The organism is Hanstruepera ponticola (assembly GCF_002940745.1).
Classification (GTDB): domain Bacteria; phylum Bacteroidota; class Bacteroidia; order Flavobacteriales; family Flavobacteriaceae; genus Hanstruepera; species Hanstruepera ponticola.
Genome location: NZ_POTB01000001.1, coordinates 2,072,189 through 2,095,729 on the forward strand (window position 1 = coordinate 2,072,189; position 23,541 = coordinate 2,095,729).

Annotated in this window: 18 protein-coding genes; 11 read left to right on the forward strand and 7 right to left on the reverse strand. The window is 34.2% G+C overall.

The features are described from left to right. Positions 1 to 166 precede the first annotated feature (166 nt). The 3 genes from C1S72_RS09355 to C1S72_RS09365 are packed head-to-tail and all read left to right on the forward strand — an operon-like array spanning position 167 to position 9,183. On the forward strand, positions 167 to 6,328 hold the full coding sequence (locus tag C1S72_RS09355) for a T9SS type B sorting domain-containing protein (RefSeq protein ID WP_104735340.1): 6,162 nt from the start codon (positions 167 to 169) through the stop codon (positions 6,326 to 6,328). 20 nt (positions 6,329 to 6,348) lie between these two features. Continuing rightward, on the forward strand, positions 6,349 to 7,266 hold the full coding sequence (locus tag C1S72_RS09360) for a PorP/SprF family type IX secretion system membrane protein (RefSeq protein WP_317045760.1): 918 nt from the start codon (positions 6,349 to 6,351) through the stop codon (positions 7,264 to 7,266). Between the two features lie 18 nt (positions 7,267 to 7,284). Then, positions 7,285 to 9,183, forward strand: coding sequence for an OmpA family protein (locus C1S72_RS09365; protein WP_104735342.1), 1,899 nt, complete (start codon positions 7,285 to 7,287; stop codon positions 9,181 to 9,183). Between the two features lie 51 nt (positions 9,184 to 9,234). On the opposite strand, the gene C1S72_RS09370 is transcribed toward C1S72_RS09365, so the two are convergent. Continuing rightward, complete coding sequence (locus tag C1S72_RS09370; protein WP_104735343.1) at positions 9,235 to 10,779, reverse strand: Rne/Rng family ribonuclease; 1,545 nt, start codon at positions 10,777 to 10,779, stop codon at positions 9,235 to 9,237. 306 nt (positions 10,780 to 11,085) lie between these two features. Next, positions 11,086 to 11,376, reverse strand: a complete 291-nt coding sequence (locus tag C1S72_RS09375) for an HU family DNA-binding protein (RefSeq protein WP_044626974.1) — start codon at positions 11,374 to 11,376, stop codon at positions 11,086 to 11,088. 134 nt (positions 11,377 to 11,510) lie between these two features. On the opposite strand from C1S72_RS09375, the gene mutY reads away from it, so the two are divergent. The 4 genes from mutY to gldD all read left to right on the forward strand — a co-directional run bounded on the left by mutY (position 11,511) and on the right by gldD (position 14,989). Beyond that, entirely contained in the window at positions 11,511 to 12,533 is a 1,023-nt protein-coding gene (mutY, locus tag C1S72_RS09380) for an A/G-specific adenine glycosylase (RefSeq protein WP_104735344.1), read from the forward strand. Between the two features lie 89 nt (positions 12,534 to 12,622). Beyond that, complete coding sequence (locus C1S72_RS09385; protein WP_104735345.1) at positions 12,623 to 13,075, forward strand: single-stranded DNA-binding protein; 453 nt, start codon at positions 12,623 to 12,625, stop codon at positions 13,073 to 13,075. 24 nt (positions 13,076 to 13,099) lie between these two features. Further along, positions 13,100 to 14,404 (forward strand): gliding motility-associated protein GldE, encoded by a 1,305-nt coding sequence (locus tag C1S72_RS09390; RefSeq protein ID WP_104735346.1) that lies wholly within the window; start codon positions 13,100 to 13,102, stop codon positions 14,402 to 14,404. A gap of 3 nt (positions 14,405 to 14,407) precedes the next feature. Next, the gene (gldD, locus tag C1S72_RS09395; RefSeq protein ID WP_104735347.1) at positions 14,408 to 14,989 is read left to right on the forward strand and encodes a gliding motility lipoprotein GldD; all 582 of its coding nucleotides are present in this window, start codon (positions 14,408 to 14,410) and stop codon (positions 14,987 to 14,989) included. 50 nt (positions 14,990 to 15,039) lie between these two features. On the opposite strand, the gene C1S72_RS09400 is transcribed toward gldD, so the two are convergent. Next, complete coding sequence (locus C1S72_RS09400; protein WP_104735348.1) at positions 15,040 to 15,558, reverse strand: heavy-metal-associated domain-containing protein; 519 nt, start codon at positions 15,556 to 15,558, stop codon at positions 15,040 to 15,042. Positions 15,559 to 15,646: 88 nt separating this feature from the next. Here C1S72_RS09400 and C1S72_RS09405 point away from each other — a divergent pair, with 88 nt between their 5' ends. Further along, entirely contained in the window at positions 15,647 to 16,525 is an 879-nt protein-coding gene (locus C1S72_RS09405; protein WP_104735349.1) for a DMT family transporter, read from the forward strand. A gap of 51 nt (positions 16,526 to 16,576) precedes the next feature. Here the strand turns inward: C1S72_RS09405 and C1S72_RS09410 are convergent, their stop codons facing one another. Together C1S72_RS09410 and C1S72_RS09415 are read right to left on the reverse strand one after the other, a co-directional pair. Next, positions 16,577 to 18,628 (reverse strand): M16 family metallopeptidase, encoded by a 2,052-nt coding sequence (locus C1S72_RS09410; protein ID WP_104735851.1) that lies wholly within the window; start codon positions 18,626 to 18,628, stop codon positions 16,577 to 16,579. Between the two features lie 17 nt (positions 18,629 to 18,645). After that, positions 18,646 to 19,965: a M16 family metallopeptidase gene (locus tag C1S72_RS09415; RefSeq protein ID WP_104735350.1), complete on the reverse strand. Its 1,320-nt coding sequence runs from the start codon at positions 19,963 to 19,965 to the stop codon at positions 18,646 to 18,648. A gap of 174 nt (positions 19,966 to 20,139) precedes the next feature. On the opposite strand from C1S72_RS09415, the gene C1S72_RS09420 reads away from it, so the two are divergent. The 3 genes from C1S72_RS09420 to rpmA all read left to right on the forward strand — a co-directional run bounded on the left by C1S72_RS09420 (position 20,140) and on the right by rpmA (position 21,516). After that, complete coding sequence (locus C1S72_RS09420; protein WP_104735351.1) at positions 20,140 to 20,583, forward strand: DUF4199 domain-containing protein; 444 nt, start codon at positions 20,140 to 20,142, stop codon at positions 20,581 to 20,583. A gap of 86 nt (positions 20,584 to 20,669) precedes the next feature. After that, entirely contained in the window at positions 20,670 to 21,230 is a 561-nt protein-coding gene (rplU, locus tag C1S72_RS09425; RefSeq protein WP_104735352.1) for a 50S ribosomal protein L21, read from the forward strand. A gap of 25 nt (positions 21,231 to 21,255) precedes the next feature. Continuing rightward, positions 21,256 to 21,516 carry a 50S ribosomal protein L27 gene (gene rpmA / locus C1S72_RS09430; protein WP_007646798.1) on the forward strand — a complete coding sequence of 87 codons (261 nt, stop codon included), beginning with the start codon at positions 21,256 to 21,258 and terminating at the stop codon, positions 21,514 to 21,516. 53 nt (positions 21,517 to 21,569) lie between these two features. Here rpmA and C1S72_RS09435 read toward each other — a convergent pair whose 3' ends face one another. Together C1S72_RS09435 and ahcY are read right to left on the reverse strand one after the other, a co-directional pair. Beyond that, positions 21,570 to 22,040: a DUF1569 domain-containing protein gene (locus C1S72_RS09435; RefSeq protein WP_104735353.1), complete on the reverse strand. Its 471-nt coding sequence runs from the start codon at positions 22,038 to 22,040 to the stop codon at positions 21,570 to 21,572. A 117-nt stretch (positions 22,041 to 22,157) separates the two neighbouring features. Then, positions 22,158 to 23,474, reverse strand: coding sequence for an adenosylhomocysteinase (gene ahcY / locus C1S72_RS09440; protein WP_104735852.1), 1,317 nt, complete (start codon positions 23,472 to 23,474; stop codon positions 22,158 to 22,160). Between the last annotated feature and the right edge of the window lie 67 nt (positions 23,475 to 23,541).

The following is a 23,541-nucleotide window of genomic DNA, read 5'->3' on the forward strand; positions in this document are numbered from 1 at the left end:
GTTTATTCATGACATAAAAATTCCTAATTTTAGGGATTAATTTTTTTGAAAAGATAAAACAGTCTAAATCTAGTATGATTTATTAGTTTTTTTAAATTTTATTCAAGTCTTAATCAGTTGATATTAAATGATTTAAGACCGCTAACTAACTTATTGATTAATAACAATGAAAAGAATTACATTTTCCATCTTATTTGGGTTGATTTCACTTTGTGGGTTCTCTCAAATAGGATTAACTGAAAATTTCGATGGCAATTTAGCTTTGCCAGCTGGTTGGACCTCTGATGCCGGTGATTATTTTGGAACTGTTATAGAAGTCTGTGACGGCTTCTCACAAAGGGTAAACCTTTTTGATTCCAATACCACGGCTCACCTTACTTCTCCTAACATAGTAGGGTCTTCAAATGGCAGTGATTTGACTATCACCTTTGATTATAAAATAGTTGATTGGTCTGCTGCTGTTGATGCTACACCTCCAGGATGGGGAGAACTTCGGGTTCAGTACTCAACCAACGATGGCGGTAACTGGACAACCATAGAAACAATCAATGATGATAATCATATTACATCAAGTGATTGTTTTAATTTTAGTACAGTAGTTCCAGCGGCAAGTTTGCCAAACGGATCAGATTTTAAGTTGCGTTTTGATTCATCTTGGTTAGAAGGAACTTATTACATATATATAGATAACGTTACAGCAACACAGGTTGTTGTAGATCCACCTTCATGTGTGAATCTAATTACACCGGCCAATGGTGCAAATGGTGTTGGTATTAACACTAATTTAGAATGGAGCGCAGCTTCAGGTATTCCAACAGGCTATACATTGACTGTGGGTACAACTCCAGGCGGAACCGATGTGGTAGATAACCAAGATGTAGGTTTGTCAACGTCTTTCAATTTTGCGGCACCTTTAGAGTATTCAACTACTTATTATGTAACAGTATTAGGTTATAATGCAAATGGGCCTGCGGAAGGATGTGAAGAGTTTTCATTTACAACAGGAGCTGATCCAAATGCGCCAGTAGATTGTGCAGCAGGTACACCAATAAATACGGTATTCTGTTATGATAACAATGAGACGATGACCTGGAACTTTCAAAGTTCAGATGGTGGTCCAATGAACGTGTTTTTTAATGCTGGACAAATGGAAGGCTGTTGTGATGAGATTACTATTTATGATGGTACAGACAACACAGGAGTCGTATTATATGATGACAACAATGGTGGAGATATGACAGGTGTATCTGTTAATTCCACAACAGGATTTATATTCATAGAGATAGATAGTGATGGTTCAGTAAGTTGTGCAGCTAATGGATATACACCATTGAATTTTGATGTATCATGTATAGATACCACAGCTGTACCAAACTGTAATTCAGTATTAACAACACCGGCGAATGGTTCGGTTGATGTTAATGAAAACACAGACATCACATGGAGTCCAGCTTCAATCATTGTAACTGGTTATACAATTTCGATAGGAACTACACCAGGAGGAACAGATATACTAGACAGTTTTGACAACGGACCAGCAACAACCTATGATCCGGGGACATTAGATTATGAAACCACATATTATGTAACTATTGTGCCGTATAATGATAATGGTCCTGCGATTAATTGTAACGAACAGAGCTTTACAACAAGGGACGACCCTAACCAAGTGTTGGATTGTACCAATGGTGAGGTTATTAATACTACTTATTGTTATGAGCAAAATGATACCATGGTATTTAACTATGCCAGTAATGATAGTTCTCAAATATCGGTTGTGTTTAATTCGGGATGGATTGAAGCAGGATGGGATGAATTAATTGTTACTGATTCTGATGGAACTATAATTTTTCAAGGAGATAATGGAGGAGACTTAACTGGACTATCATTTTTATCTTCGGGAGATTCTATTTCTGTTGCTGTTAACTCTGATGGTTCAGTGAGTTGTCAAAGTACTGGTAATGCCCAATGGGATTTTACAGTTTCATGCTTTGATGCAACATCAGTTCCTAACTGTAATGCATCCTTAACAGGTGAAGTGGCAAATGGAACTATTGATGTGAATGAAAATGAAGATTTAACATGGAGTGCTGCATCAGTTCTAGTTACTGGATATATCATAAATATGGGTACTACACCAGGAGGTACTGATGTGCTAAATGGTGTTGATGTTGGAAATGTACTTACTTATGAGCCTGGTGTTCTTAACTTTTCAACAACTTATTATGTAACTATAATTCCTTATAATGATAATGGTAATGCAACAGGCTGTATTGAAGAAAGTTTTACGACTAGAGATGATCCTAATCAAATAGTTGATTGCGCATCTAATCAAGTAATAAATACAACCTATTGCTATGCAGGGAATGATACAATGGAATTTAATTTTGCAAGTAGCGATGGTTCTCAATTGGTTGTATTCTTCAATGCTGGTTGGATTGAAGCAGGATGGGATGAATTAATTGTTACTGATTCAGATGGAACAATTATTTTCCAAGGTGACAACGGAGGAGATTTAACAGGATTATTGTTTATTTCATCTGGTGATTCTATAACTATAGGAGTGGATTCCGACGGTGTTGCTAGTTGTGCAGGTTCAGCTAATGAACAATGGGATTTTGATGTTACATGTTTTGATGCTACTGCTGTTCCAAACTGCGATGCTGAAGTTTTAGTACCTGCTGATGATGCTATTGATGTGGCGATTGACACAGATATTACATGGAGTGCAGCTTCTATTTTTGTTACAGGTTACACTATTTCAATTGGCACAACTCCCGGAGGAACTGATGTGGTTGACAATTTTGATGTTGGAAATGTGCTTACATATGATCCAGGGATCTTAACTAATGCTACTGAATATTATGTGACAGTTATTCCTTATAACGATAATGGACCAGCAGATACAGATTGTACTGAATCATCATTTAAAACAATATGTATTCCACAAGTTGTTAGTTTTAATGCTGTTGGTGATTGTGAAACAGATCCTGATAATCCAGATTTTGTAATTGAAGTAAATATTACCGATTTAAGTGGTTCAGCTTCGATTATAGTATCAGATGATCAAGGCAGCGCACCACAGACTGCTGATACCATAGGAATTGTAACAATGGGTCCATATGCAGCGAATACTGTTGTTACCATAACAACAATTAAGTCAGATGATGATACTTGTGATGTGATTAGTAGTCCAATAACGTTTATTTGTCCACCACCACCTAACCCTTGTTCAATCATTTATGCTGGTGAGGACGTTACCATTGGTTGCGAAGAATCAACCGATTTAGAAGCAAGTTACCATTTATTTGGCCAGGATACCAATACTTATATTATTAATGGTTTGGATGCTTGTCCACTTCCAACAACTGTTGGTGGAACACCAACTAGTTTAGATATTGACGATCGCTGGTCTGAAGTTATAGACATTGGTTTTGAATTTTGCTTTTTTGGTGATACTTATACCCAATTATTAGTTGGTTCAAATGGTGTACTATCTTTTGAATTAGAAAATGCTGAAACTGGCAACGGTTGGGCAATGGCTGCTGGAGATTTATTGCCAAATAATACCAATCCAACTTTAGCAGAAGCTAATATTTTTGGTGTTGGTCATGATATTGACCCTGGTGTTTCAGGAGATATCAATTATTTAGTAATTGGTACGGCACCATATAGAATGTTTGTTGTGAACTATACAGATGTAGCTCACTTTAGTTCTGCATGTAATCAAACCCTATTTTCTAGCTCGCAAATCATTCTTTATGAATCTTCAAATAACATTGATGTCAATATTTTTGAAAAACCAATTTGTTCTGGCTGGAATGGAGGACGCGCTGTAGTTGGTGTTCAAAATATTGCTGGAGATACAGCTTTTACACCTCCAGGAAGGAATACAGGTGTATGGGAGGTAACTCCTGATCAACCTGAAAGCTGGCGTTTTGCGCCTTCTGAAGGAACACCTAATTATACATTTGAGTGGTTTGATGGAACTACCTCATTGGGGAATACTGAAACAGTTACAGTTTCCCCTACAGTTACAACTACCTATACTGCATCAGTAACATATGAATTGTGTACAGGAGGAACTGCTACTATAACTGATGATGTAACTGTAGAGGTTATCACTGATAGTAATGATGATCCATCATTTACGATGGAAGCAACCTGTGATGGAGCTATTGCTACAATTACGGGTACTGAAGGAGGTATGTTTCAGTTTAGCCCTGAACCAGGAGATGGTGCTGTTATTGATCCAGATACTGGTGAAGTAACTAATGGGGTTTCAGGCGAAACATATACTATTCAATATATAGTCTTAACAGCAGGAACAGGTAACTGTCCAGCATCAAGTACACAAGATGTAACCATATTATCAGCTGATGATGCCTCATTTATAGTCTCACCTGCTTGTGATGGTGGAACAGCTACGGTTACTGGCGTTGTTGGCGGAACATTCGCTTTTAATCCTCAACCAGGAGATGGAGCCATGATTGACCCTGATACTGGAACGGTTACGGGAGGTATGCCTGAAACTGATTATACAATAGAATACACAACAAATGGTGATTGCCCTAGTTCTTCTACTCAAGTATTGACAACGTTGACTTTAGGTGGTGGGTTCATGGAAGATTTTGGCACAAGCCCTGATAGAGAGTCTACTCCATATACCAATTATACATTTAATGAATTTACTCAAGTTGAAGATGGAGAATATGCTTTGAATAATAACGCAACCGACCTTAATACTGGTTGGCATGATATGGAAGATCATACATCAGGAGATACTGATGGATTGATGTTTGTTGTTAATGCTTCCAATGCTGCAGGAGAGTTTTATAGACGATCTATTTTTGTAAGTTCTAACACCGAGTACAATTTTAGTGCGTGGATTACAACAGTTTATGATACTGACACAGGAATTTGTCCTGGAACAGGCGTTCCTTCTAATGTAACTTTTAGAATCGAAGACCAATCAGGAAACTTAATTACTGAAGTGAATACAGGTGATATTCAAAATGAATCCAACCCTAATTGGCAAGAATATCAACTAAACTTTAATACTTTGAGTAATTCACAAATTCAATTAGTATTATTGAATCAAGGAGTTGGAGGATGTGGAAATGATTTGGCGATTGATGATATAAGTTTAACTGCTGTTCAACCTGTTCTTTCATTTACTCCTGATTGTGAAGGAGGAACCGTCACAGTAACGGGTACTTCGGGTGGCACATTTGTATTTAACCCTGAACCAACAGATGGTGCTGTAATTGATGAAATGACAGGAGTTATTTCTGGAGGAACTCCAGGAGCAACGTATTCAGTAGAATATATCGTACCTGGAGGATGTGCTTCAAATATCATAAACACAACGTTACTGCCAGGAGAAGATGCTTCATTTACAGTATTACCAACATGTGATGGTGGGTTAATTACTATAACTGGAGATGTGGGAGGTTCATTTGCTTTTAATCCTGTGCCTACAGATGGTGCTGCCATTGACCCAATTACTGGTAATGTTACGAATGGTGTGGCAGGAACAGCATATACAGTTGAATACACAACTACAGGTACTTGTCCAGCGATAAATTCTCAAACATTTACGGTTTTACCTGAAGACGATGCTTCATTTACTATGTCAGCAACCTGTGATGGTGGAACAGCTACCGTAACAGGTTTATCAGGAGGGACGTTTGTTTTAAATCCTGATCCTCAAGATGGAACAACAATAGATCCTGCAACAGGAACTGTTTCTGGAGGGGTAATTGGAGAAACTTATATGATTGAGTATATAACCAATGGGCAATGTCCATCATCGAGTTTTGAAGCTGTTACTCCTTTATCAGCTGAAGATGCTACGTTTGCCGTTACAGCAGTGTGTGGAGGTGCTGAAGTTGAAATAATTGGTGACACGGGCGGAACATTTGCTTTTAATCCTGATCCTGGAGATGGTGCTACAATTAACGTGGATACTGGATTGGTTGAAGGTGCTACGGGAGATACTGAATATTCTATTGAATATACTACATCTGGTCCTTGTCCTACAAGTACAATAGAATCTTTTATTGCATTGCAATGTATTATTCCACAGGTTATTACGCCAAATGATGATGGTTTTAATGACTCTTTTGATTTAAGTGGTTATAATGTTAGTAGTCTAGAAGTTTTTAACCGAAATGGGGTGAAAGTTTATAGTAAAACTAATGGTTATACAAACGAATTTAATGGTGTTGCTGATAATGGAGATGAGTTACCAGTTGGAACCTATTTCTATGTAATGAAATACCAAGGAGGTAAAGAACGAACTTCATGGGTATATATCAATAAATAATAGAACACAACGAAAATTTAATGATGAAAAAACTATATATAATTTTAGTATTTGTATTGTCTGTTTCTTTTACACAGGCTCAACAGGATCCTCAATATACACAGTATATGTATAACATGAATGTTGTTAACCCAGCTTACGCTGGTTCTTATGATGGCATTGCAGTTGGAGCGCTTTACAGAAGTCAATGGGTTGGTTTAGATGGGGCTCCAAATACCGGAACGCTCGCTGTACATGCTCCAGTTGGCAGAAGGGTAGGATTAGGTTTCTCTTTTATTAACGATGAAATAGGCCCAGTTAGAGAAAATAATGCTTATGCAGATTTTTCATATACTCTTCCTATAGGCAATGACAATAAATTGGCTTTTGGTGTAAAGGCAGGTGCTACGTTTCATAAAATAGGATTAATTGGGTTGGATGTAATTGATGCTAACGATCCTTTTTTACAAGAAAATGTCGATGCTGTCACACCCAACGTTGGTGCTGGTGTTTATTTTTATAAACCTAATGAGTATTATATTTCTGTTTCTATGCCAAACATGCTGAATTCAGTTCATTTGGACGCTACAAACGGAACTAAAGTGGGTTCTGAAACACAGCACTTGTTTGCAGCAGCTGGTTATGTTTTCAATCTGTCAGATAACTTTGCTTTAAAGCCACATGGATTATTAAAAGTGGCTTTTGATGCTCCTGTAAGTTTTGACTTAAACGCAAACCTATTTATGTACAATATTGTAGAAGTAGGTGTAGGATATAGGCTAGAAGATTCTTTTAGTGGTATGATTAACTTTATGGTAGCTCCAAATTTAAGAATTGGTTATGCTTATGACAGCATTCGTTCTGATTTGAATATAGCAACCACATCATCACATGAGATATTTATAAACTTTGATTTCAGTTTTACAAAGAAAGTTTCACGTTCTCCACGTTATTTCTAACCACTTAAGCTAAACATTATGAAAAAAATTAAAATACTTATAACGCTAGTAATATTGAGTGGTTTAACAGTGACTGCTCAAAATAAAGATACTCAAACTGCTGATAAATTATTTAATAGACTTGAATTTGTTGATGCTATTGAAGCGTACAATAAATTAGTTGAGAATGGGAAAGCAAATGAATACGTTTACAAACAATTAGGAGATGCCAATTATAAAATATTTGCTACTGAAGAAGCAGAAAAATGGTATGCAAAAGCTTTAGAAACGTCGCAAGATTCTGAAACAATCTATAATTATTCTCAAATGCTTAAAGCAAATGGGAAATATGATGAGTCCAGTAAATGGATGCAGAAATTTGCTGATATGAATCCCAAAGATGATCGAGCAAAGGCTTTTAAAAATAACCCGGATTTTATTCCTGGAATATTGGAAGGCGAGAAGAAATATGAATTAAAAACTTTAGGATTTAATTCCGAAGGATCTGATTTTGGAGGTACAGTCAATAATGAAATTCTATATTTTGCATCGGCTAGAAATAATGCAAGACGTAATTATGGATGGAATGAGGAGCCTTATTTAGATGTATATCAAGTGTCATTAACATTAAATGATGAAGACCAAGAAGCTGATTTAGTAGAAGGAAACATTAATACAAAACACCACGAAGGAACAGTAGCATTTAGCCCTGATGGAAATACCATGTATTTTTCTCGCGAGAGCTATTTTGAAGGAGATTACGAAAAAGATAAAGATTCAAAATCAAAATTCAGTGTCTTATATTTATACAAGGCAACTAAAGATGGTGATAAGTGGAGTAATGTTGAACCACTTCATATAAATAATAATAATTATAATATAAGCGCTCCAACTATGAGTGCTGATGGTAAAACACTATATTTTCATTCCAATATGCCAGGAGGTTTTGGATTAGAGGATATATACAAGGTTTCAGTTAATAGTGATGGAACGGTTGGTGAACCAGAAAATTTAGGAGATAAAATCAATACTGAAGGATCTGAAAAATATGCATTTATCAGTTCAGAAAATACCTTATATTTTTCTTCCAATGGCCATTTAGGATTAGGAGGTTTAGATGTGTTTTTTGTATCTGAATCAGGAACTATAGAAAACGTGGGTGTACCCATTAATAGCAATTCTGATGATTTTGCCTTTACCATTAATGAAGAAACCAAAGAAGGCTTTGTATCATCCAATAGACCTGGAGGAAAAGGTGGTGATGACATCTATGGTGTAAAGCGTTTGGAACCTTGTAACGTGATGTTAACAACTTCTGTAATTGATAGTGAAACAGGAGAGCCACTTTCTGGAGCTACAGTAGTTATAAAAGATTCTAATGACCATATTGTATTATCCGAAACTTCGGATGATAAAGGGCAAGTTTCTTACGAGGTTACATGTGAAAAGTCATTGGAAATTTCAGGTACACTGCCAGATTATGAAGGTAATACGTTGAGTTTTGCTGGTAGTCAAGATGAAGAGGTTAACTTACAATTAGAGTTAAAACCAATTGATAAAATAATAGTTGAAGATCGAGTGGTATTAAACCCAATTTTGTTTGATTTTGATAAGTCTAACATTACATCACAAGGCGCTTTTGAATTAGATAAATTAGTTGCAGTGATGAATAAATATCCTGACATGGTGATTTTGGCCGAATCTCATACAGATAGCAGAGGTTCAGCTAATTACAATGAAAAACTATCTGATAGAAGAGCGAAATCTACTGTTCAATATGTGATTTCAAAGGGCATTGATGCCAACAGAATATCGGGTATTGGTAAGGGAGAAAATGAACTAAAGGTTGATTGTGGATCTAAATGTACTGAAGAAGAACATCAAATGAATAGACGTTCAGAATTTATTATTGTTAGTGGCGGTCCTAACCAAAATTAATTAAACTATACTCATAAAAAAAGCCTTACTCAATTGAGTAAGGCTTTTGTATTATTTAATTTGATTACCATCTTTATCAAAAAAGTGGTATTCTAAATATGTGTAAGCATCTCTTGGTAAAATTTTCACCCATTTTTTATGTTCAAAAAACCATTTTGAACGAATTGATGGAAAACCTTTAGTTAAAAAGGCTGCTATAAAAGGATGTGTGTTTAAAGTCAGCTTTTTATAGTCTTTTTTAATAAGTTGTTCAAGATCATGTGTGATTTTTGGCACTATACTAATAGGAGCCTCTATCTCTTTGCCATTAATGGCATTTGGATTTTCTTCACGCGTTTTAATGTTCATTTCAGGACGAACACGTTGTCTTGTAATCTGTACCAAGCCAAATTTACTTGGCGGTAAAATTTTATGTTTCGCTCTATCATCCTTCATTTCATCACGAAGGAAATTATAAAGCTTTTTTCTGTTTTCAGCTTTTGTCATATCAATAAAGTCAATAACTATGATGCCACCCATATCACGAAGACGTAATTGTCTTGCGATTTCAGCAGCAGCAATCATATTTACTTCCAATGCCGTATCTTCTTGAGTTTTAGCTTTGTTTGAACGGTTTCCACTGTTTACATCTACTACATGTAATGCTTCAGTGTGCTCAATAACCAAATAGGCACCTTTTGCCATAGAAACGGTTTTTCCGAAAGAAGTTTTTATTTGTCTTTCTATCCCGAATTTTTCAAAAATAGGAACATTGGATTGATACAACTTAACTATTGATTCTTTGTTTGGTGCAATTTCATGCACGTAATCTTTAATTTGAATGTAGAGCTCTTCATCATCAACATGAATGCTAGTAAAGGAATCATTAAAAATGTCTCGTAAAATTGACGAGGCTTTATTGAGTTCTCCTAATACTTTACTTGGATGATGGGCTCTGTCTAGTTTTTTACACATTGCGGTCCAACGACCTAACAAGTTTTGTAAATCTCTGTCTAGTTCTGCTACTTTTTTGCCTTCTGCTACGGTACGAACAATAACGCCAAAACCTTGAGGTGTAATACTTCTTACAAGGCGTTTTAAGCGATCTTTTTCTTCACGATCCTCTATCTTCTGTGAAATAGAAATTCTATCAGAAAAAGGCACTAAAACAATATATCTACCTGCTATTGAAAGCTCGGAACTAATTCTAGGTCCCTTGGTGGATATAGGTTCTTTTACTATTTGTACTAAAGTAGATTGATTTGATTTTAAGACGTCATTAATTTTACCGTCTTTATCAATATCTTTTTCAAATGGGAAATTTTTTAAAGAATAATCTTTTAGTTTACCTGTGCTTACACGTTTTGTGAATTTTAAAAGTGAAGGTAGTTTAGGTCCTAAATCATGATAATGTAAAAAGGCATCTTTTTCATAGCCCACATTTACAAAAGCAGCATTTAAGCCTGGAACAGCTTTTCTTATTTTGGCTATAAACACATCACCAACAGAAAAGTTATTACCACCTTTGTCTTTTTGAAATTCAACTAGTCTTCCATCTTTTAATAAGGCAAAATCAACATTTTCTGAACCAGAACGAATAATCAATTCTTTATCCATTTAGTTAATTTTTATCCATCACACATAATGTGCGACAGATGGATTAATACTATATTCTTCACAGGATTTTAATCCGTGGAGTAACTCATTACGCAAGGTAACACGATAGAGTAACTCAATATCAAAGAACGTTTTGATTTTAAAACCAAAAAAGTAGTTGAACAACTACTTTTTCAGTTTATTTTTTCTTTTTGTGACGATTTGCGCGTCTTCTTTTTTTACGCTTATGCGTCGCTACCTTGTGTCTTTTTCTTTTTTTACCACTTGGCATAAATTTCTTCTTTTAAGGTTATTAATTTAATATTGTTATTTAACGTCTACATTTGTTTTTACACCTTCAACAAATACTTTTGCAGGCTTAAATGCAGGTATATTGTGAGCTGGTATTTTGATAGTTGTATTTTTTGAAATATTTCTACCAGTTTTTTCTGCTCTTGTTTTAATTATAAAACTACCAAAACCTCTTAAATAAACGTTATCACCGCTTTCTAATGAAGTTTTTACTTCGTCCATGAATGTTTCTACAGTTGCCTGTACATCGCCTTTTTCAATTCCTAATTTTTCAGAAATTTTTGCTACTAAATCAGCCTTCGTCATTTTAAATATTTTTTTGTTACTATTAATCTTTTAAAGGGTTGCAAATATAGGAATTTAATATTCAATATTTCAAACCTAATTCATTAAAATTTAAGAATATAAACGATTATTTTTGCAATTAGTATATACGTCAAATGCATATTACGAAAATTTTAACATCTTGGTATTCAGACAACAAGCGTGAATTACCATGGCGAAGAACCAAAAACCCATATTATATATGGTTATCTGAAATTATTTTACAGCAAACTCAAGTTAAGCAAGGATTACCTTATTATGAAGCCTTTGTAAGTGAATATCCAAATGTGTTCGATTTGGCAAAAGCAGATGAAGAGCATGTTTTGAAATTATGGCAAGGTCTAGGTTATTATTCACGAGCTAGGAACTTACATGCGTCAGCGAAGTTTATAGCCTCTGAATTAGATGGTGAATTCCCGAATAATTATAAGGGTCTTTTAAAACTAAAAGGAGTTGGTGATTACACGGCTAGTGCTATAGCATCTATTTGTTTTGGTGAAGTAGCAGCTGTAGTTGATGGCAATGTTTACAGAGTTTTGTCACGTTATTATGGGATTCATACACCAATAAATAGCACGCAAGGGAAAAAAGAATTTAAGGCTCTCGCACAAGAAATTATAGATAGAAAAAATCCAGCAGATTTTAATCAGGCCATCATGGAGTTTGGTGCCATGCAATGCAAACCGAATAATCCAGACTGTTTGATTTGTCCGTTGAACAAATCTTGTCAAGCTTTTTTGGAACAGAAAGTATCATTGCTTCCAATAAAAATTAAAGCCTCTAAACCAACTAAAAAGCATTTTAATTATTTAGTTTACATTAATAATGACCATGAGACTATTTTAGAGAAAAGAGAGGATAAAGGTATTTGGCAAAACTTATATCAGTTTCCGTTAATTGAATCTAATAAATCATTGACCTACGAAGAACTAAAGACTATGATTGAATTTAAAGTAAATGATATTAGTTTATTCAATGAAGAAAGTATAGTTCATAAGTTATCCCATCAACATTTACATACTAAATTTTGGATTATCACTACGGATAGATTGCCTGATAAAGGCATTTCAGTGAAAGATATACATGATTATCCTACGCCAATTTTAATTAAAAATTTTATAGACACCTTTAAATTTTAATTTGAAATTAAGGGCAATCATATTTTTTTCTTAATTTTAAGTTTATGAATGGCAATTGATTAATTTTGCCAGATAAATACATACATACTATGTCAGGAACATTAAACAAGGTTATGCTTATTGGGCATTTAGGAGATGAAGTAAAAATGCATTATTTTGAAGGAGGTGGTTGTATTGGTCGTTTTCCTTTAGCAACTAATGAAACATATACCAACAAGCAAACTAACGAACGCGTAACTAATACAGAATGGCATAATGTTGTTGTGAGAAACAAAGCTGCTGAAATTTTTGAAAAATACGTAAGCAAGGGCGATAAGGTGTATATTGAAGGCAGAATAAAAACCAGAAAATGGCAAGATGAAAGTGGTAATGATCGCTATTCTACCGAAATACAATGTACAGAATTCACATTTTTAACTACCAAAAACGAAAGTGTTAATACAGCTTCTAATCAGCAAAGTAATTCTAGTTCACAGCCAAAGCAAGATCCAATTACTCCAAAACCAGAAGTTGATTTACCAGAAGACGATCTACCGTTCTAAACTTTTTAATTAAAACCCAAACGATTGGACCCAGAACCCACGCGATTTTTAGCACTTTTAATCTCTATTGAATATTCAGTAATATTTGGTTTTATACTACTTTTTGTTTTATTGCTTTGTTCCGCTTTAATTTCTGGGGCTGAAGTTGCTTTATTTTCTCTAACTCAATCTGATATTGAAGAAAATTTAGATGAAAAGCATGCTGCTATTTCTATAATTTCTAAATTATTAGAGCGTCCAAAAAAATTACTTGCCACCATATTGGTTGCCAATAATTTTATAAATATTGGTATCGTCATATTATTTGCTTATCTGGGAAATTTTATTTTTCAGAATATAGAAAATTACATTCTAAAGTTTCTTTTAGAGGTTGTTGTCATTACGTTTTTAATATTATTGTTTGGTGAAATTTTACCTAAAATTTATGCTAGTAGAAACAAAGTAAAGTTTTCTGTTTTTATGGCCTATCCTCTACGTGTTTTGGATGTGTTGTTTTCTCCTTTAAGCCTTCCTATGCGAGGTATTACAATTGCTATTCACAGTAAATTAGGAAAACAAAAATCAAATTTGAGCGTTGATCAATTATCTCAAGCATTAGAACTTACAAGTGAGGAGGATACAACTAAAGAGGAACAGAAAATTTTACAAGGCATTGTGTCATTTGGTAATACAGATACTAAACAGGTTATGAGGCCAAGAATTGATATTTTTGCTCTGAATATCACCCAAAAATATCTAGATATTATACCAGAAATAGTTGCCAATGGCTATTCAAGAATTCCGGTATATGAAGATAATATTGATACCATAAAAGGTATTTTATACGTAAAAGATTTATTGCCATATATAGATAGAAAACAATTTGATTGGACCACCTTATTACGCGATCCTTTTTTTGTTCCAGAAAACAAAAAACTGGATGATTTGATGGCAGAATTTCAAGAGAAAAAGGTTCATTTAGCTGTTGTAGTCGACGAATATGGTGGTACATCTGGCTTAATTTCTTTAGAAGATATCATTGAAGAAATTGTAGGTGATATTAGCGATGAATTTGATGATGAAGACTTGGTTTATTCAAAATTAGATAATCATAATTATGTTTTTGAGGGTAAAACGGCATTGAAGGATTTTTATAAAATAATAAAGCTAGAAGACGAAAGTGTTTTTGAGAATAACAAAGGTGAAGCCGAAACATTAGCAGGCTTTATTTTAGAGATTTCCAAAAGTTTTCCAAAACAAGGAAGTAAAATAAATTTCGAAAATTACGTTTTCACTATAGAAGCATTAGATAACAAACGGATTAAACGCCTAAAAATAACATTACCTTAAAGCATGAGGAATATTGGACTAGTAAGTATTATACTATTGATTTGTTTTTCTTGTGGGAATGACACATTACCTAAACCAAATGCTTATTTAAGATTAGATTACCCTGAAGCAGATTACAAAACTTTCAACCCTGGATTTCCTTTTACGTTTGAAAAAAATGAATTGGCATCTGACGTGCGAGCGAGGATATTAACAGCAGATTCGGCAAGTTTAGGTGTTGATTTAATTTACCCTTCATTGAAAGGAACAATCTATTTAACCTATAAAAAAATTAATAACAGCCCTGAACAGTTACGGAATTTATTGCGTGATGCGCAAGGTTTTACGCAAGAGCATACTCAAAAAGCTGATGAAATTGCCGAGCAACTTTATGAAAGCAAGGAGCATGATGTTTATGGTATGTTTTATGAAGTTGGTGGTAACGCTGCATCGCAATCACAGTTTTATGTAACAGACAGTATTAATCACTTTTTGACAGGTTCGTTGTATTTTTATGCCAAACCTAATTATGACTCAATTCTGCCTGCTGCAAATTATCTGCAGAAAGACATTCAGCATATTATGGAAACATTGCGATGGAAATAAAAAAACCACTCATTATGAGTGGTTTTTTTATTTAATTTATTGAGCTTGTTTTAAGCTTTAGCTTTATCTGCGCAACAAGCCATTTTACAGTCTTTGGCACAAGCCATTTTTTCTGCTTCTGTTTTATTAGCACAACAGGCTTTTTGACAATCTTTGTCACAAGCTTTTTTTTCAGCACTAAAACTATCAACAGTTTTCATGTCTTTTACTGAATAAACATCACCAGCTTTTTTAACAACCTCTTCAAGTGTAGTAGGCGTCACTTTAGCTTCATCATATTCAACCATAGCTATTCTTGAATCAAAATCTACTTTTGCAGATTTTACACCTTCTAATTTTGCCATTTTCTTTTCAATAGTTTTGGCACAACCCATGGCGCAAGTCATTCCTTCAATGGTGAATTCTGCTTTTGCATAATTGGCATTAGGGTCTAATTCTTTTATCTGATCAGTTGTCATTTCAGTAGATTCATTTTCAACCGTTACAACTTCAGGAGCCGTTTCATTCTTACAAGCAGAAAAAACAACTGCCAACAATAAAACAACTATAATGTTTTTAAATATATTCATTTGTATTACGTATTAAGTTCATCACAAAATTACTAAATAATGCTGTTTATTGCATTAAAATTAACAATTTTGTCATTTCATTTGCCTTATGAAACAAATTAACGTTAAATGGTTGTATTTAATTGTGCTCTCTTTAATTTGGGGAACCTCTTTTATACTGATTAAAAAGGCATTATTAGGTTTAAACGCTTACGAGCTAGGTGCTTTAAGAACCATTATTACAGGTGTTTTTTTGTTACTTGCAGGCTATTCTTCATTAAAAACGATTGAAAAGAGCCAATGGAAATGGATTGCACTTTCGGGGTTTTTAGGTTCTTTTTTTCCAGCTTTTTTCTTTGCGATTGCCGAAACAGAAATAGATAGTGCCGTGGCATCTATTTTGAATTCGCTCGTGCCATTAAATACTATATTATTGGGCTTCGCTGTGTTTAAAATAGCATCGACTAAGCGACAGGTAGTTGGCGTTATAATTGGGTTTATCGGTACAGCTATTTTAATATTAAAGGGAGCAGAACTAAATCCAGAACAGAATTATTTGTATGCAGGTTTTGTTATCGCATCAACTATTATGTATGCAGCTAATGTAAATATTATAAAACGTTATTTACAGAACGTTAAACCACTTGCTATAGCTGCTGGGAATTATGCAGTAATCATCATTCCAGCTGTGATTGTTTTATTGATGAGTGGCTTTTTTAAGGAAGGACATTTAAGTAATCCCAATTTAAAACTATCTATTTGGTACGTAGTTATTCTATCGTTTTTTGGGACCGCCTTGGCAAAAGTTTTATTTAATAAACTAGTCCAAATTTCCTCACCGGTATTTGCATCTTCAGTTACTTACGTTATGCCAATTGTAGCACTTACTTGGGGTGTTTTGGATGGGGAAGGGTTCAGTCTTTTGCAAGGTTTTGCAACATTCATCATTTTAGTAGGTGTATACTTATCACATAGGCCAAAAAAATAAAAACTCGCTGTTTTCAGCGAGTTTTTATTTTATGTTTTTAAAGGATTGTTATTAATCAAAATCAGCATCTTCTACACCTTCATTAACTTTAATTTCTTTAACAATAAAGTCAAACTTACGTGGACCTGCTGTTTGAGAAATTTTGAATGGGAACATTATTCCAGCTACTTCTTTGTAGTCTGTATAAAATATAGATGAGGTTCCCATTTCAGAGTTTCTGTCTTCTTTTACTTTTAAACCAGTAGAAACGCTGTAATAAGCAGTAAGCTCATCTGAAACTTTAACTTTATAAGCTTTTTCACCATCAACATCTTCAATTTTATCCAATGTCACGCCCTGATTTAAATAATTTATTTCAGGAAATGGTGACGATTGTTTTTGAGCTTTTACAATTTCATCTTCCGTCATATCAGAACGCTGCCCTTGAACAACTTTATAACCAGCATTACCATCTAATACTTGTTTTTGAACAGAAGTTCCCATAGCTGTAATTTCCTGCATCAGCTGATTTTTTGATGTTTTTTTCATTTCTAGATTCATCATCATACCCGGTTGCAATTCAGCTTCAGCTTGTATAACAACAGCATTGACATTATCAAGTTTCTCCCGACCACCAATAGCGTCAATATAAGCTTGCAGCACTTTATTTGGTGTGATATCTGAAGGCATTTCAATATCGTAGTTTGGCTTTTCGGTTGCATTGGCATATTTGTCAAAATACTTTATTGGAATTTTTGTTTTTTCAAGATTTTCAATGACATCACTACCGTTTCCAATAATAACTATTCTGGCATTGTCAGGTTTCATATACTTTTGAGCAACACGATTTACATCTTCAACAGTCACATCATTAATTTTTTGAAGATAGTTAGTATAGAAATCTTCTGGTAAATCATTGAGCTTTATATTTAAAGCATAGTTAGCAATAGTTTGAGGTCGCTCAAGTGCCATTACAAAGTTTCCAGTGTATTTGGCTTTTACATCACGTAATGTTTCAGGAGAAACGGGTTCATTATTAATACGCTTTATTTCCTTTAATGCCTCAACCACAGCGCTATCTGTAACTGCATTTCTTACTTTTGCACTTGCAGTAAATCTGGAAATTCCAAATCTGTTGGCTCCTAAATCAGAATAAGCACCGTAGGTATAACCATGTTCTTCACGAAGGTTTCTGAATAAATAACCTTCTCCACCACCACCAAGTATTTCGTTGGCAATTAAAGCTGCATGATAATCCTCATCATTCATTTTCAAATCTACATTGTTAGTAATAGAAATATTAGATTGTGTTGCACCAGGAACATCAACAAAGTTAATTTGTGTGTATGAAACATTTGGATTTGGAGGTGTTATAGGCGCATCAACAGTAACATCACGCGTCCAATCGCTAAAGTGCTTTTTAACTTGTTTTTCAATAGCTTTAAAATCTACATCACCTACTACTACTAAATATGCATTTGATGGGTTGATGTACATTGAGCGATAAGTTTTAATGTCGCTAAATTTTATGTTGTTAATGGTTTCTTCAGTAGTAAATTCCCCATATGCATTTTGCTTGCCATAAGATAATGCACTTCCTACACGGCCAGCAATGACATCTGGGTTTTTTTCGTTGTTTTTAATGTTTTCAATGAGTTTTACTTTTTCTTTTTCAAACTCTTCTTCAGTTAACAACGGATTAATAACAGCATCTGCCATTAATTCTAAAATGCGTTCAGAATATTTTGACAAACAGCTAGCAAAACCACCGTTAAAACCTAAATTAAAATTAGCACCTAAATAATCTATTTCTTCGTTAAATTCATCTTTAGGAATGCTAGTTGTTCCATTACCTAACATGGCGCCAAGTACACTTGTGACACCTGCTATATTTCCTTCAACAATGGGTTTGTTATCTATTCTTAAAGAATAAGATACTCTGGGAAGTTTATGATTCTCTACAACCAACACTTTGAGTCCGTTTTTCAATTCAAACTCGCCTGGTTCTTCAAGTGTAATTTCAGGTGCTGGACCAGATTTAGGCGGTTTAGATCGATCTATTTGGGCATTTACACCCACAGACAATAAAAATATTAGAATCAAAGAAGCTATTTTAGTTTTCATTTTATAAGTGTTCATAATTATTGGTCATCTGTTTTTGGTAAATATTCTATTTCAACACGTTGATTTGTGTTTAAGTATTTTTTTGCAACGGCTTGAATTTCCTCTCTAGTGATAGAACGGTAAATATCAATCTCCGTATTGATTAAGTTTACATCATCATAAAGCAGGTAATAGGTAGCCAAAGAACTCGCAATACCAGCGATACTTGAATTGGAATTGACAAACTGATTCTCAAACTGGTTAAGCAGTTTTGTGTGATCACGTTCTGAAATAAGTTCAGTTTGCATCTTCACTATTTCTTCATCCATTTCAGATAATAAAGTATCTAATGGCGTTTCGCCCAGAGGAATTGCAAACAAGGCAAAAATATTATAATCTACTTGTCCTAAATTTACTGCCTGTACAGTTAGTGCTTGCTTTTGTTCATCTACCAATTTTTTATAAAGCACAGAACTTTTTCCGCCACTTAAATAAGTTGAAATCATATCCAGAACACGTGCGTCTCTAGTAGCAAACCCTGGCATTCTGTAAGCTGCAATTATGGCTGGAGTTTGAATGTTTTTATCGTAAGCTTTTACTTTTTTTGTTTCAGTAATAGGTCTTTCTTCAGGAAAATTTCTAACTACTTCAGGTCCTTTTTTTACAGCACTAAAGTAATCTTTAACTAGCTTTTTGGTCTTGTCTATGTCAATATCACCTGCAACTACTAAAACTGCGTTATTAGGCACATAATATTTTTCGAAGTAAGCCATAAATTCTTCAAGCGTTGCAGCATCCAAATGTTCCATCTCACCAATATTGGTGTCTTTATATGGGTGAACCTCAAATAAATTTTCGCCAAGCACTTTCAATATCTGACCATAAGGTCTGTTGTCATAACTTTGACGCTTTTCTTCCTTTACAACTTCATTTTGTGTGTCAACACCAACTTGGTCAATAACTGGATGCAGCATGCGCTCTGACTCTAACCATAGTCCAAGTTCTAATTTGTTGGAAGGAAAAATCTCATAATAGTAAGTTCTATCTTGAGAGGTGTTTGCATTAAACGTACCACCATTGGCAGGTATGATTTTCATGAATTCCCCACGTTTTATATTTTCAGAACCTTCAAATAGTAAATGTTCAAAAAAGTGAGCAAATCCTGTACGATTTCTATCACCATCTTTTCCGCCAACATCATACATAACAGAAGTGGCTACAACAGGAGCTGTATTATCTTGATGTAGAATAACGTGTAGACCGTTTTCAAGGTCAAATTCTTCAAAATTGACTTCTTGCGCATTTGTAGCTGTTAAAGCCAAAACAAATACAGCAAAAGTGAATAAGTATTTTTTCATTGTGGGTTTAATTTATGTGGTTAAATATTGAACTGTAAGTAGTTTAAAGAGTAAAAATGTTACAGAATTTCAAAAATAATAAATCATCTCGGTTTTATATGGTATTTAAAGAAATTTCATAGGAAATTATTATTTCTAACAATTTTTCACGAAATTTAGTAAAAACAAAAAATCATGAAAAAAGTTAGTCTTCCTATACGATTTGGATTGATAATGAGTGTTATTCTTATTGCTTATTTTCTAATTCTGTCATTGTTCAATATTCATACAAATCCGGTGTATAGTTTTTTAAATGCCTTTATTACAGTTTTCGGAATTTATGAAACGGTTAGATATTATAAATTGGAGCAAGGAGATGATTTTAGCTATTCAAAAGGAATAATTGCAGGTTTGATTTCTGGTTTTATAGCAACTGTAGTTTTTTCGATTTTTTTCTTGTTTTATATTACAGAAATTAATTCAGACTTTATACCTGGATTACTGGAAACTACCAATTATGGCTCTGATGTAAGTGTTGGGGTTGTCACCTTTACGGTTATTGTAATGGGCTTTGCAACCACAGTTATTTCTGCACTAACTGTTATGCAATATTTCAAAAAAAGCTGGAATGCCGCTTAAATTAAATAAATCGTTTGTAGTTTAATTATTTAGCAGTATATTTGCACTCATTTTTGAATAAATTAATTTAATAAAAACGTTACGCTATGTACGCAATTGTAGAGATAGCAGGGCATCAATTTAAAGTTGAAAAAGACCAAAAAGTTTTTGTTAACCGTTTAGCAACAGAAGAAGGTAAGAAAGTTTCTTTCGATAATGTTCTTTTAATTGGTGATGGTGACAATGTAACTGTAGGCGCCCCAGCTATAGGCGGAGCTCAAGTAGGAGCAAAAGTCTTAAAGCACCTTAAAGGTGATAAAGTGATAGTTTTCAAAAAGAAAAGACGTAAAGGTTACCGTGTAAAAAATGGTCACAGACAAGCCTTAACTGAAATTCAAATTGAAAGTATTGTAGCTTCGGGAGCCAAAAAGGCTGCCAAAGTTGAAAACGAAGGAGCAAAGCCAGCTAAAGCTGAAAAAGCTGCTCCAAAAACAGCTGAACCAAAAGCTGCTGCTCCAAAAGCAGAAGCAAAACCAGCTAAAAAAGAAGAATCAACTCAAGATTTAAGCAAATTAACTGTTGCTGAATTAAGGGAGATGGCTAAAGCAAAAGAAATTACAGGATACTCTTCTATGAAGAAAGCCGAATTAATTGCTGCTTTAAGTTAATTTAACAATATAAAATCGAAATAAAATGGCACATAAAAAAGGAGTCGGAAGTTCGAAAAACGGTAGAGAATCAGAATCGAAACGATTAGGTGTTAAGATTTTTGGTGGTCAAGCTGCCGTTGCAGGAAACATCATTGTAAGACAAAGAGGTACTGCACATAATCCAGGTGAAAATGTTTACGCTGGAAAAGATCATACATTACATGCTAAAGTTGATGGTATTGTAAAGTTTACAAAGAAAAAAGATAACAAGTCATACGTTTCTATTGAGCCTTTTGAAGCTTAAGAAACTATTTTGTTAAGATAATGAAACCCTTTCTGGAAACAGAAAGGGTTTTTTTATTTCAAAATATCTCGAATTATTTTTAAATGATGATTGGTATGTAATTGTAAAAACTGAATGGTTTTAGTTTTATTAAGCTGCCCAAAAACAAAGTGAGTGAAATAGGCATTTTCATTTAATGGTTTTAAGTTCTCTACATTTTTATAAGCCAGACTAACTTGTTTATTTAAATCATCGGTTAATATAACTTCTGGTGGTCTAACAATTTTAGGAGCTTTGGCTTTTCCTCTTGGGATGTAATTAAGAGTGAATAAGAGCAGTCTCCATTTATTAAAACACCATTTATATTGATCTGGATTTGAGCTAGCTAAAGCTTCTGTAACAAGATTAATAACTTTTAAAGAGTGATCTATTTGCCAAGCAACATCAGAGTTTGATATTGTATTATTCCTTTCATCCTTAAACTGGATGTAACTCTCTAATTTTTTAAGAAGCGGAATTAGACTTTCAGGGTTTAGTTTTTGCATGTTCTAAACTACTAAAAAACCCTCACATATTTTCTCAATTTGATTGAGGTTCATGTAAGGGTTTCTCTATTATCTAAAATCGAAGCGATCAAGAATCTAGATGCGCTTGCTGTCTTTTTAGTATCTGTAGTATTCTGGCTTATAAGGGCCTTCCACTTTTACACCAATATACTTGGCTTGGTCTTCTTTTAACTCGGTTAACTCAACACCAATTTTTTCAAGGTGCAATTTTGCTACTTTTTCATCTAAATGTTTTGGTAACATATATACTTTGTTCTCGTAAGCATCCTTGTTATTCCAAAGTTCAATTTGAGCTAATGTTTGGTTTGTAAACGAGTTACTCATTACAAAACTTGGGTGACCAGTTGCACAACCTAAATTCACTAAACGTCCTTGGGCTAAAATAATAACATCTTTTCCGTTTATGGTGTATTTATCAACTTGAGGCTTAATAACATTCTTTGTGTTTCCATAGTTATTGTTTAACCAAGCCATATCAATTTCGTTATCAAAGTGACCAATGTTACACACTATGGTTTTATCTTTCATAGCTTCAAAATGCTCACCACGAACAATATCTTTATTCCCAGTAGTTGTAATAACGATATCAGCGTTACCAACAACAGTTTCTAATTTCTTCACTTCAAAACCGTCCATTGCTGCTTGTAAAGCACAAATTGGATCAATTTCTGTTACTGTTACAATACTTCCAGCACCTTTAAAAGAAGCAGCTGTACCTTTACCAACGTCGCCATAACCACAAACCACCACACGTTTTCCAGCTAACATCACATCAGTGGCACGACGAATAGCATCAACAGCACTTTCACGACAACCATATTTGTTATCAAACTTTGATTTAGTAACTGAATCATTCACATTAATCGCTGGCATTGGCAATGTGCCATTTTCCATACGCTCATACAAACGGTGAACACCAGTTGTAGTTTCTTCAGATAATCCATTAATTCCAGAAACCAATTCAGGATATTTATCCAATACCATATTGGTTAAATCGCCTCCATCATCAAGAATCATATTTAATGGTTTTCTATCTTCTCCAAAAAACAAGGTTTGCTCTATACACCAGTCAAACTCTTCTTCTGTCATATCTTTCCAAGCATATACAGCAGTTCCTTCCGCAGCAATAGCAGCAGCGGCCTGATCTTGAGTGGAAAATATATTACAAGAACTCCAAGTTACTTCAGCACCTAAAGCCTGTAGTGTTTCAATTAGAACAGCTGTTTGAATAGTCATGTGTAAGCATCCTGCTATACGTGCACCTTTTAAAGGTTGAGAATCTTTATACTCTTCACGTAAACTCATTAATCCTGGCATTTCAGCTTCAGCCAATTCAATCTCTTTTCTTCCCCAAGCCGCTAGCGACATATCTTTTACCTTATTAGGTACGTAGGCAACTGTTTTTGTGTTCATATTGTTATATTTGTGTTTCAATAATTATTTGCGACTGCAAAGATAACTAATAACTTTCAGAATATTA